This window comes from Azospirillum oryzae (assembly GCF_008364795.1).
Lineage (GTDB): Bacteria > Pseudomonadota > Alphaproteobacteria > Azospirillales > Azospirillaceae > Azospirillum > Azospirillum oryzae.
Map to the genome: position 1 here is coordinate 1,811 of NZ_VTTM01000024.1, position 9,421 is coordinate 11,231.

Annotated in this window: 18 protein-coding genes and 1 pseudogene; 7 read left to right on the forward strand and 12 right to left on the reverse strand. The window is 60.8% G+C overall.

Features of this window, described 5'->3' with window-relative positions; all coding sequences use genetic code 11:
- A partial coding sequence (locus tag FZ938_RS30190) for a hypothetical protein (RefSeq protein ID WP_211101204.1) occupies positions 1-304 on the forward strand: 304 nt, incomplete at its 5' end.
- Here FZ938_RS30190 and FZ938_RS30195 read toward each other — a convergent pair.
- From FZ938_RS30195 to FZ938_RS30245, 11 genes are all read right to left on the reverse strand, one after another.
- Positions 279-683: a hypothetical protein gene (locus FZ938_RS30195; protein ID WP_136705967.1), complete on the reverse strand. Its 405-nt coding sequence runs from the start codon at positions 681-683 to the stop codon at positions 279-281. The genes FZ938_RS30190 and FZ938_RS30195 overlap by 26 nt on opposite strands.
- 145 nt (positions 684-828) lie before the next feature.
- Positions 829-1,185: a hypothetical protein gene (locus FZ938_RS30200; RefSeq protein ID WP_136705966.1), complete on the reverse strand. Its 357-nt coding sequence runs from the start codon at positions 1,183-1,185 to the stop codon at positions 829-831.
- A gap of 183 nt (positions 1,186-1,368) precedes the next feature.
- Positions 1,369-1,623, reverse strand: a complete 255-nt coding sequence (locus FZ938_RS30205; RefSeq protein ID WP_109155043.1) for a hypothetical protein — start codon at positions 1,621-1,623, stop codon at positions 1,369-1,371.
- 11 nt (positions 1,624-1,634) lie between these two features.
- Entirely contained in the window at positions 1,635-2,048 is a 414-nt protein-coding gene (locus FZ938_RS30210; protein ID WP_246799136.1) for a DUF6283 family protein, read from the reverse strand.
- Positions 2,049-2,080: 32 nt separating this feature from the next.
- Positions 2,081-2,290 (reverse strand): hypothetical protein, encoded by a 210-nt coding sequence (locus FZ938_RS30215; protein ID WP_136705965.1) that lies wholly within the window; start codon positions 2,288-2,290, stop codon positions 2,081-2,083.
- Between the two features lie 122 nt (positions 2,291-2,412).
- Complete coding sequence (locus FZ938_RS30220; protein WP_109155045.1) at positions 2,413-2,607, reverse strand: hypothetical protein; 195 nt, start codon at positions 2,605-2,607, stop codon at positions 2,413-2,415.
- Positions 2,608-2,622: 15 nt separating this feature from the next.
- On the reverse strand, positions 2,623-3,120 hold the full coding sequence (locus FZ938_RS30225; protein ID WP_136705964.1) for a hypothetical protein: 498 nt from the start codon (positions 3,118-3,120) through the stop codon (positions 2,623-2,625).
- Positions 3,121-3,151: 31 nt separating this feature from the next.
- Complete coding sequence (locus FZ938_RS30230) at positions 3,152-3,400, reverse strand: hypothetical protein (RefSeq protein WP_136705963.1); 249 nt, start codon at positions 3,398-3,400, stop codon at positions 3,152-3,154.
- Positions 3,401-3,686: 286 nt separating this feature from the next.
- The gene (locus FZ938_RS30235; RefSeq protein WP_109155047.1) at positions 3,687-4,406 is read right to left on the reverse strand and encodes a Fic family protein; all 720 of its coding nucleotides are present in this window, start codon (positions 4,404-4,406) and stop codon (positions 3,687-3,689) included.
- A gap of 16 nt (positions 4,407-4,422) precedes the next feature.
- The gene (locus tag FZ938_RS30240) at positions 4,423-4,671 is read right to left on the reverse strand and encodes a hypothetical protein (protein ID WP_136705962.1); all 249 of its coding nucleotides are present in this window, start codon (positions 4,669-4,671) and stop codon (positions 4,423-4,425) included.
- A gap of 34 nt (positions 4,672-4,705) precedes the next feature.
- The gene (locus tag FZ938_RS30245; protein ID WP_174757569.1) at positions 4,706-5,299 is read right to left on the reverse strand and encodes a recombinase family protein; all 594 of its coding nucleotides are present in this window, start codon (positions 5,297-5,299) and stop codon (positions 4,706-4,708) included.
- Between the two features lie 204 nt (positions 5,300-5,503).
- Between FZ938_RS30245 and FZ938_RS30250 the strand changes: the two genes are divergently transcribed.
- The 5 genes from FZ938_RS30250 (at position 5,504) to FZ938_RS30270 (ending at position 7,185) form a co-directional block, all read left to right on the forward strand.
- A complete protein-coding gene (locus FZ938_RS30250) occupies positions 5,504-5,749 on the forward strand; it encodes a hypothetical protein (RefSeq protein WP_109155050.1) in 246 nt (81 codons plus the stop codon).
- 36 nt (positions 5,750-5,785) lie between these two features.
- Positions 5,786-5,983 (forward strand): hypothetical protein, encoded by a 198-nt coding sequence (locus tag FZ938_RS30255; protein ID WP_109155051.1) that lies wholly within the window; start codon positions 5,786-5,788, stop codon positions 5,981-5,983.
- A gap of 99 nt (positions 5,984-6,082) precedes the next feature.
- On the forward strand, positions 6,083-6,379 hold the full coding sequence (locus tag FZ938_RS30260) for a hypothetical protein (RefSeq protein ID WP_109155052.1): 297 nt from the start codon (positions 6,083-6,085) through the stop codon (positions 6,377-6,379).
- Between the two features lie 102 nt (positions 6,380-6,481).
- Positions 6,482-6,727 carry a type II toxin-antitoxin system Phd/YefM family antitoxin gene (locus tag FZ938_RS30265; RefSeq protein WP_109155053.1) on the forward strand — a complete coding sequence of 82 codons (246 nt, stop codon included), beginning with the start codon at positions 6,482-6,484 and terminating at the stop codon, positions 6,725-6,727.
- A 5-nt stretch (positions 6,728-6,732) separates the two neighbouring features.
- Positions 6,733-7,185 carry a PIN domain-containing protein gene (locus FZ938_RS30270; RefSeq protein ID WP_109155054.1) on the forward strand — a complete coding sequence of 151 codons (453 nt, stop codon included), beginning with the start codon at positions 6,733-6,735 and terminating at the stop codon, positions 7,183-7,185.
- A 312-nt stretch (positions 7,186-7,497) separates the two neighbouring features.
- On the opposite strand, the pseudogene FZ938_RS30275 reads toward FZ938_RS30270, so the two are convergent.
- A pseudogene (locus tag FZ938_RS30275) lies at positions 7,498-7,752 on the reverse strand (transposase domain-containing protein); the annotation flags it as partial.
- A gap of 249 nt (positions 7,753-8,001) precedes the next feature.
- Between FZ938_RS30275 and FZ938_RS30280 the strand changes: the two are divergent.
- Positions 8,002-9,186: an IS110 family RNA-guided transposase gene (locus FZ938_RS30280; protein WP_149201861.1), complete on the forward strand. Its 1,185-nt coding sequence runs from the start codon at positions 8,002-8,004 to the stop codon at positions 9,184-9,186.
- Positions 9,187-9,421: the final 235 nt, after the last annotated feature.

Below are 9,421 nucleotides of genomic sequence, written 5' to 3' on the forward strand. Positions count from 1 at the left end.
GGCGGCCGGGTTGCCGGCGATCCTGCTGCTGCTGATCGGCGCCATCGACGCGCAGGGCCTGCTGGTGGAGGGCAGCGCTGGGCGCTCGCCCACTACGACCACCGCGGCGGCCGGGTTGCCGGCGATCCTGCTGCTGCTGATCGGCGCCATCGACGCGCAGGGCCTGCTGGTGGAGGGCAGCGCGCCGGGCGCGCGGCCAGCTCCACCACCGCGGCGGCCGACCGGGTCAGCGCGCTTGGCTTCGCCGACATGCTGCCGGTCCGCGACCTATCTACAGTTTATTCATTATGCTCCGACTCCATAATTTTCGCGCGCGCTGAAAGCGCCATAAGAACAAGCCCGATCACATAACATCCGCCGGAAATTATTATTAACGCCCATGATATGAGAGCATATAAGCCTCCTCTGCAGGCAAAAACCGGTATTTGGCCGTATATTACGCATCCGGCCTCCGCCGCGATAAAACACATAGAAGCGCCACTTACAATCAATGCCACGATGAAGAACACCCATGCCGCGACCATCATGCGCTTTACGCGCAATATCGCTTTATGAATGTCAATGATTTTTTCGGAGAATGTAATAGAAAGCACGAGTGTTGCAGATACAAGAGTTATAAAAGATTTTAAGAGATCTTTTGTCTCGCCGTAGTCATACTTAAAGAATGCTTCACGCCAATCCACTAGCTCCTCCATTCCTGCACGTAGGATGCACCATCAAATGCCGGGACTAAACACCGGCGCAGTCCCGCCGATTGGGGCCGAGTGTAGCGTTCATCAAGTGCCGCTCGATCTCCTCAAGTCGAGAGCGCACCTCCTTGGTGCTGACCTACCTGCCCTTCGACGTGATGCCGCGCCTCACGGCTGGAATAGGACGCGGCTCTAGCTCTTCATGGACAGTCCCGTCCTGGTTGACAAACCAGACACCGTCACCCAAGAAGTCCAAGCGTCGACTGCACCAACCGAACATCATTCTGTACGTCGGCGTATCAGGGACCGCGATGCCGAGATAGTCCGGCTGGATTTTTCGTCCATGCAGGTAGACTGCCTTTTCGCCACCTTCGAGTTGCGGAAGCTGCGCAACAGCGGCATCCCAACTCTGCTGCATACGCAAGCGATCAAACGCCTGACCATACTTTGCAGAAGTTGGTTTCTGCGAACCACCACCCTTTGCTTCGATGACCAAGTAGCCTCCTTGCCACTCAACGATAATGTCGGCGCCGGACCGGCCATTAGTCAACAGCTGTAGTATTTTTCCGCCTTTGCGCTCAAGATAACTGGCGACGAAGAATGAGACTTCGTCCTCTACTAAGAACGCTCTAGCTTCGCGAGGCGGTAGCGGCACTGTGAATGCCTCCCTTTCTAGACGCTATGCGGCGATGCCGCGCCGACGGTTGTGAGCAGCCAGGCCGTCTTGGAGGACGAGTGACACCAGTTGCAGCAGATTCGGCAGATCGGCATGTGGCGTGTCGGCCGAGGGTATGAGGGGCAACACCGCCCCGGCCAGATCAGCGGCGGCACCGAGCGGATCGCCGTTCGCCTGGATTACAGCGGCGGCAGCCTTGCGCCCTTCCCGGCCGAGTGCTGCGGTGTCGGGATAGGTTTGTCCAGCAAACTCAATCATATTAGATGCTCCTAATCTGGATCTCTGCAATTCGCCAAGATCGGGTCATCCGGGGCGACACCGTTCGCCTCGGCCATCGCGCGGTAGCTGCTGTAGAGCGGCACATCGCTGGACACCTCATCCAGGTCCAGTCGGCCTCGCATCAAGTCTAGGCGGACGCCCACATTGTGGGTCGCGCCGCGCAGGATGAAGCCTGCGCAGGTTTCAGGTTTTTTGGCCCCGCTCATGTGGCAGCCGAAACGGTGATCGCTCATATCGTAGGCCGTCTCGGCAGAATGGCGGAAAGCTTGGGCCGGGAACCGGCCTGTCGGCTGGTCCATGCGCCATGGACAGTGCGGGCACGGCTTGCGGCGGTAGGAGCGGCCGTCGCAGCCGGAAAGGGTCACGACCTGGTGCTCGTTGTCGGCCGGACGGGCGCGGATCACTTCAACCAATGGAGCGCTCCTTTTCCGAAGTGTCAGTCTTCGTTGGGCATTGAGCGCAGATCGTCGCCCTCGACCAGCGCGGCGAGGGTCACCGCAACTTTGTTCGCCTCCGGGATGCTCGACGCATCCACACCCTTGCCATACCCAACCGTGCCCAGCACGACGACATGATTGCCTTCCTCAACGAAGACGCTTTCCGTCAAGCCGGCTCGGTTCCCTAACTTCCCAACACGCAGTTCCATGTCTTTGTCCTCCCTTTCACGACAGCCCAGAAGGGAGCATGCCCATGCCAGACAGGTAGAAGTACAGAAACATCCAAGAAAGCAGAGTGATCGCAACGAAAAACTTCACGCTCATTTCATCCTCACTTTCTGGAGATGGTGTCGATTTTGACCGCGGCACCGGCCGGCTCGGTCATGTCCACCGGAAGCAGCCGATGGCGCGGAGCACCGATCCGGCCAGGCCGACCGGTGTCGACGATCCGGACACGATCCTCCATGCCCTGGATACCCTGCCGGAGCTTGTAGAGGGCATCTGTGTCAAACTCCTCATCCGTCATGACTGCGCTCCATTCCTAGATGCTGGCGGTCTGGGTTGCGCCCAGTACCAGTTCATCGGGAAGCATCTCGATAGCGTCAGCAGTCATCTCCTGGGAAGCGCGTCGCCGTGCCGCCTGAAGGCGCTCGCGAAGCTCCATAGGGATCTCGGCGAGCAGGAACTCGATCCCGTCCGGAACGCGCCCGTTGACCTTCTCGCGCCGGCACGTATCGAGCATGTCCGCCTCGGTCAGTACCAGGAGACGGACACGAACGTCGGCGGCCATGCTCAGGAAGAGCAGATCGGAGCGGATCTTTAGCAGTTTACCAACCGCGGCTTTTCCGCCGGCAGTCCGGCTGCCGCTAGTCGAGATGCAGGCGACGGTCTGGCCGCTCTGGTTGACCGCATCGAAATCAAATACGCCACCAGTCACGAGCTTCATGCGCTCGCGGCTGAACGGCTCGCTGAAGCGAGCGGCCAGCCAGTTCCTGCGGACCCAATCCTCCACTTCAAGTTGGATGCGGGTATCGGCCACGTTCACGCTCCTTTGATAGACTTTTCCAATTTTAGGAACCCGGCGCAATAAGCAGCGCAACACCCATCAATAAAGCGGATAGCCCGGCGAATGCCGCTCCACCTTGGTTTAGTCGGGCCACCCGTTGGGCATGGGTGAAATAAGGGTCGTCGTTCGCAGCACCACTAAGCGCTCCGAATGGCGGGTCGGGCGCTTTACCGCTGGCCGACAAAAACCAGAACAATGCTGCGACAAAAGCACTGCCGGCTGACATGAAGTTTAGAACCTGAATAATCGCCACCTGAATTCACTCCTATTTCCTACGACTCACTCGCCGGTGATGTATGCTGCGAACACGTCATCAAATTGATCGTGTAGCCGATATACGGTAGCAATAGACCGACGCTAACCCCGATGCAGACCCATGTCGAAACGGTGGCCCCGTAATGATGACCGAACAGCGCAAATACGCATGATACGGTCGGCGTCGCGGTCATCGATGCGATTAGCATTAGGCAATATGGGCGGGTAGGATGAAACCAGTTCACGATCTACCTTCTATTTCTGGCAGCCTATCGCAACGTCTATTACAAGGAATGAGCGAGAATGAATCTTGCCAAACTCAATAATCCCTCACGCGTATTTGAGTTGGCAAGAGCGAGCTTCGCGTCATCGGTCAACGGCGAAGGATGAATTGTCCATGTGTTCGCAAGCGGGTGGCCCGTTAACGCGCCCATAACCGTGACCATAAGACGCGAAATGTGACCATTACCGTTGGCGTACGGATGAATTTGGTTAAACTCAAGCCACCTAGCGACAATAGCAGCGTAGGTAGTGTTCTTATCCCTACCCGTTTGGAGCGTACTAATTTTCGCTGCATATGCATTCATCTTCCCGTCCACCTCCAGCGGATGGGCAGTCACCACCGGAGGCTGTTCGGAGCCATTTATGACTAGGTTTATAGCTGGCCAGTAATGTTCAATAGATGAGTTAGCTGTTCCCCTGTAAGTTCCGGCATACTCTGCCCGGCCGAGCGGAGTTAAGCCGTCATAAAGCTCAGCATGCACAGGCCGAGTGTCTGCAAGAAAAGCTCGCTTATCAGCATCGCTTGCGGCCAAGAGCCTCGCTTCGATAGCAGCGCAGCGCAATGGCATCAAATAATTGTAATCAGGATGCTTTTCCGGCTCCCAATTCTCGCTGTCATCCGCCCAGGGGCTATGATTGCTCACATCGCCCGCTAGACCGGATACGTCGGGTGCCACGCTATCTTTTTGCTCTGCCATTTTGCGCCGCTTGGCTTCGCCCATCACTGCGCACTCCTCCTTAAATAGACGCCAGCAGCGCTTCGCCGGCCGGCGTTAGGTCGATGATGTTCCCGCGGCTTCCGGACGCGCTATCCGGCCGCTCGACGATGATGCCCTCGCGCAGCAGGACCTGTGCGGTCGCCTTGTTGATCCAGTCAATGCGAGGCTCGCCGGCAGGCCAGTCTCGCTTCGCCGCCTTCCGAATGGCCGCGATCTGTGACTGCGTCGGTCGGAACTTCGGTTGCTCGGACGAAGCAGCTTCGCGCATGACCTCTTGGTGCATGGTTCGCACAGCGGGGCTCCTATTTTGTAGACCGCTCACGCCGCCGACGCGGCATGAGCCTGTTCCCAAACGCGTTTTTCAGGGCTCCCGCGCTGACGCCGTATTTCTCGGCGACCTGTTCACGGGACAGCGCCCGATTGGTCAGCCAATCCTGACGGGCTGCCTCCTGCTTCTCCGGTGGGAGCGCCTGCACTGCTGGCCGACGGCCGACCTTGACGGCGCCGCCCTCGACCAGCTTTGACAGCACCTTCCGGGCTTCATCCGGCCGCGACCGCATCAGCGCCTTGGCCGCCGCCGCAATCTCCGCTTTGACGATCTCCCGGCCGGTCTCCACGTCGATGGTCAAGTCCCGCTCGCGAGCATACACCGAGGCGCCGGCGGCCAGCACCTGCCAGACCGTAGCACCAATGTCCTGCTCGGATCGGCCAATGACGCTCAGGCTGGCGACCACCAGCCGGACACCACTCCGGAGATCGGCCAAGACTGCCTCACGCTCGACGAGGTCCGAGGGGCGCCGTCGCGTGGCTTGTCGCCCGCCCGCCGGCATACGGTCGATATAGACATAGCGTTCCAGCACGCCGGCCGCCTTGAGGGCGGCGAGTTGATCGCCCACGCTCGGCAGGCCGCGGCCCTGCCGAATGTAGCCCCTATCCCGACCTCGTGCGGCTTCCATTTTCTCGTACATCAATCAGAACGCGCTTGAATTGTCGCACAGAATGATGCACGATACAAGCATGCACACGGCGCGATGCGCCAGACCGGGAGGCGGCTCCGCCGACTCCTTTGGTCAAGCAGCTCCCCCAGAAGCGAGAATACAATGAGTAAGATCGAGATCACAGCTGGCCGCAGCTACGTCAACAAGTCGGGACGCACGGAGCGTCTGGTTGTTGAGGTCGGCCACCACGTCCCGGTCCAATGGCTCGGAAGTCCGGAAACAGAGCCCAGGGGCGAGCCGGCGGTGCTTTATCGCCAAGTCAGGAACGGAAAGACCGTATACAAGGAGCCGGGCGAGTATTCGATGTATCTCTCGGCGTTCAGGAACTGGGCTGCACGCGAAGCCTGACCCATCCACCAGCGGCCACAAACTAGGACACCATCTATGAGCAAGCACGACAGCAACGATTTCACCACCGGCTACAAGTCGTTTGCCGCATACTTGGTGACCCGGGGATGGGTGCCGGCTGAACACGCCGACGCCGTGGTGAGTGCTGCCGCCGCGTTCGAGAGTGCACAGCGTGCCGTCGGACGAGATGCCGCCAAGTCGGCCATGATCAAGGCCGTCGAGAAGATCCGCTGAGCCCCCACACCCCCCCATGGGTGTGCGCTCGTCGCTCGGTCTTTGGCGCCAAGCCCCTCCCCTGATCCAGGAGCCCCCGTCGCCAAGAGGCTGTCCGACATGGCCATTACCGACAACGATCTGATCGCTCTTTCTTCCTTGTCTGAGGTGGACCGCAGGCGGGTACGCGACATGCCGCGGGGGATCGGACCTGCCGCGCTGCTCCGCCTCGAACGGCTCTTGCTGGTAAAGCGGGAGGGGGCTCGGTTCAGCGACTGTTACATGCGCACAGCCGCCGGTACCGGGGTGCTGCGCAACAACGCCGGTCGGCTGGAGCAGCTAAGGCTATTGGGCAAGTTGGACATCGTGCAGCTCGTTGAGATTGCGACGATCACCAGCGCTGTCTCGCAGGGCTGAGCAGCCAGGACGGATTGCCCGATGTTAATGAACACACTACACGATCATTGACCCAAGCCAGCCCCGCTCCTATAGTAGTGAGATCACTACAAGGAAGCTGAGATGCATCGCACCGTATCTGCAGCCGACGCCAATCGGCAATTCTCTGAGATCCTCGGACAGGCCACCAGTGGACACACCGTGATCATCACCAAGCGCGGGCAGCCGGTGGCGCAGTTGGCGCCCTATGATCGATCTGCCGCCAAAACCGATGGCGGCTCGGCTTGGAACCGTCTGTTCCAGACGCTGGAAGATGGCGTGGACCTCGGGGGCGAGCGGTTTGACCGTGACGCCCTTTATGACCGGTAACAGCAATGCGCTTCACGCTCGACACGAACATCCTGGTTTATGCGGTCGACCGGGCCGCGGGGAAGCGGCACCACCAGGCAGTTGCCCTGATCCACCGTCTCCCCGGCCGGGACTGCGTGCTGACGCTCCAATCTCTTGCGGAACTCTTCCGCACCCTCACGAGCGCTAAGCAGGGCATCGCGCCGGAGCGAGCGACAGACATTATCCAGCAGTGGCGCGACATCTTGCCGGTAGTGGCGGCGGACGACGCGTGCCTCACCGATGCAATGGACGCAGTCACCCATCACGGTTGGTCGTTCTGGGATGCGATGATCTGGGCGACCGCCAAGCGTCACGGGTGCCGTCTCCTCCTTTCGGAAGATGGTCAGGCCGGTCGTACGCTGGGTGGGGTCACCATCATCAATCCGTTTGCCGACGGCCCGCAGCTTCTTCTTGATGAGGCGCTTGGGGTGAACTGAACGCGCTCTGCCGAATAACGGTGAACGCCAGTTGCCGAGGCTAGCACATAGCACGCGTCTCTTCCTCGCCCGGCTCGGCGCCACCCGCAAGTACCTTTTGCCGTCAGGCTCAGACGGCGGCGGTCATGGGGCGATGGGCTGACGAACCCTAGCGCCGGGTCCGCTGCTTTCCCATGTCTTGCGTCTTGCTCCGAGCCAAATGATCGGCCTCAAGCTTGGCCAACTGCTCCGCCACCATCCGCTCATGCTCATGGAACAGGATCAGAGCGTCCTTTCCGGCGTCTGTGCGTAAGCATCCGCTGAGAGCCGCGGTCAGGCCGCTTTCGTCTGCTCGCGGATTGCCTTCCATTCCCAGGGGAGGAGTTCGCGCAGGCGGGTTTGGGGCATGTCGTTGATGCGGGCCAGCACGTCGGCGAGCCACGCTTGGGGATCGACGTCGTTGAGCTTCGCCGTGGTGATCAGGCCGTACATGATCGCCGCCCGCTGGCCGCCGCGATCGGAGCCGCAAAAGAGCCACGCCTTCCTCCCGAGGGCGATCCCGCGCAGGCCGCGTTCGGCGGCGTTGTTAAAGGGCATGCTGTTTCTGGCGCCTTCCTGGGCAGGGCCGCGCTCTGGTAAAGTTCGGCTTACCGGGATAGGGGCGTCGGGAGCATGAAACGGCGGCAGGCCGTCCTTAACCATGAGCTGTGAGCTCGCGTTGTTACGTGGCCGCCCCCTACGACTTGCCCGGTTGCGCTGCGAGCGCGAATCCGTAGATGTCGTGCAAGCCCGCTGGCTCCCGAGAAGACAACAGGAGGGAGCATGCGTATCATCGGGATGGACATCCATCGGTCCTTCGCGCAGGTCGCCATCTTCGCCGAGGGCCAGATACAACAGGAACTTCGCGTTGAGCTGACCAACGAGCGCTTTCTTACGTTCGCCCGGACTCTCGAGAAAGCCGATGTGGTGGTCATCGAGGCGACCGGAAACAGCGCTGCGGTTGAAAAATTGCTCCGGCCCTTCGTGACGAAGGTGGCCATCGCCAATCCCCGGCTGGTGCGGGCCATCGCCTTCGCCCGGGTGAAAACCGACAAGATCGACGCCGGCATCCTGGCCCGGCTTTATGCCTCGGGCTTTCTGCCCGAGGTCTGGGCTCCGGATGACGACACGCTGCATCGGCGGCGGTTGATCTCGGAGCGAATGGCCGTGCTCGACCAGATGGTGCGGCTCAAGAGCCGGGTCCATGCCATCCTGCACGGCAACCTGCTCCCGAAATACGACGGTGACCTGTTCGGTAAATCCGGCCGGGAATGGCTGGCGGAACTTCCGGTTCCCCCCGATGAACGGCGGATCCTGGAACGCCTGCTGATTGATCTTGAACGGGTTGTCGGGCAGCTTCGCGAACTGGACATCAACCTGGCCCGGCAGGCATTGGATGATCCGCGGGCTCGACGGTTGATGACGATTCCGGGGATCAGCACGATCGTCGCCACCACCGTCCTGGCGTCGATCGGAGATATCGCCCGCTTTCCGACAGCCGAGAAGCTGGCGTGTTACTTCGGCCTGACCCCGACCACCCGTCAGTCCGGTGATCATCCCCCACGCCATGGCCGTATCTCCAAGCAGGGAAATGCGTCCGCCCGGAAGATGCTGGTCGAGGCGGCTTGGTCGGCGAAAAAGGCGCCTGGACCGCTGCGGGCGTTCTTCACCCGTGTACAGAAAAAGGCGGGAGCGCCGGCGGCGGCGGTGGCGACCGCCCGGAAACTGGCGATCCTGATCTGGCACCTGCTGTCCGAAGGGACGGAATACCTGTTTGCCCGGCCGGCTTTCACAGCCATGAAGCTCCGCAGGGCCGCGCTCAAGGCTGGCGCTCCCCGGGAATACGGCCATGCCGGCACCGCTCACGATTACTGGATCAAAGAAATCCGACAACGTGAGGCCGAGTATGTCGAACAGGCCGAGCGGGTCTATGAGCGAATGGTCGAGGCGTGGAAGACGGCGGGGCCGGTGGGTACCGGATGATAAAGTCCGCCTCAAGGCGACCGCTTCGCGGCCCCGCGCTCCGCGCGGCTGCGGCCTTGACCCGGGCTTTATCATCCGGCCTTGGGTATCCATGCGGTCGATGCCTTGCACCGACCGCATCGGTCCAATGTCCAACTGGAGGTTCTCAACATCATCCGTGGTCAGGCAGAGCCGGCCATCGGCGAGGAACCGGGTGAAGCCGTCCCAGCGCGTCAGCATGTAGTCCATCGCCTTG

Bases quoted from the DNA above. Each gene is read 5' to 3' on its own strand.
- FZ938_RS30205 (WP_109155043.1), bottom strand. From the start codon at position 1,623: ATGATTGAGTTTGCTGGACAAACCTATCCCGACACCGCAGCACTCGGC.
- FZ938_RS30215 (WP_136705965.1), bottom strand. From the start codon at position 2,290: ATGGAACTGCGTGTTGGGAAGTTAGGGAACCGAGCCGGCTTGACGGAA.
- FZ938_RS30220 (WP_109155045.1), bottom strand. From the start codon at position 2,607: ATGACGGATGAGGAGTTTGACACAGATGCCCTCTACAAGCTCCGGCAG.
- FZ938_RS30235 (WP_109155047.1), bottom strand. From the start codon at position 4,406: ATGGGCGAAGCCAAGCGGCGCAAAATGGCAGAGCAAAAAGATAGCGTG.
- FZ938_RS30240 (WP_136705962.1), bottom strand. From the start codon at position 4,671: ATGCGCGAAGCTGCTTCGTCCGAGCAACCGAAGTTCCGACCGACGCAG.
- FZ938_RS30250 (WP_109155050.1), top strand. From the start codon at position 5,504: ATGAGTAAGATCGAGATCACAGCTGGCCGCAGCTACGTCAACAAGTCG.
- FZ938_RS30255 (WP_109155051.1), top strand. From the start codon at position 5,786: ATGAGCAAGCACGACAGCAACGATTTCACCACCGGCTACAAGTCGTTT.
- FZ938_RS30260 (WP_109155052.1), top strand. From the start codon at position 6,083: ATGGCCATTACCGACAACGATCTGATCGCTCTTTCTTCCTTGTCTGAG.
- FZ938_RS30265 (WP_109155053.1), top strand. From the start codon at position 6,482: ATGCATCGCACCGTATCTGCAGCCGACGCCAATCGGCAATTCTCTGAG.
- FZ938_RS30270 (WP_109155054.1), top strand. From the start codon at position 6,733: ATGCGCTTCACGCTCGACACGAACATCCTGGTTTATGCGGTCGACCGG.
- FZ938_RS30280 (WP_149201861.1), top strand. From the start codon at position 8,002: ATGGACATCCATCGGTCCTTCGCGCAGGTCGCCATCTTCGCCGAGGGC.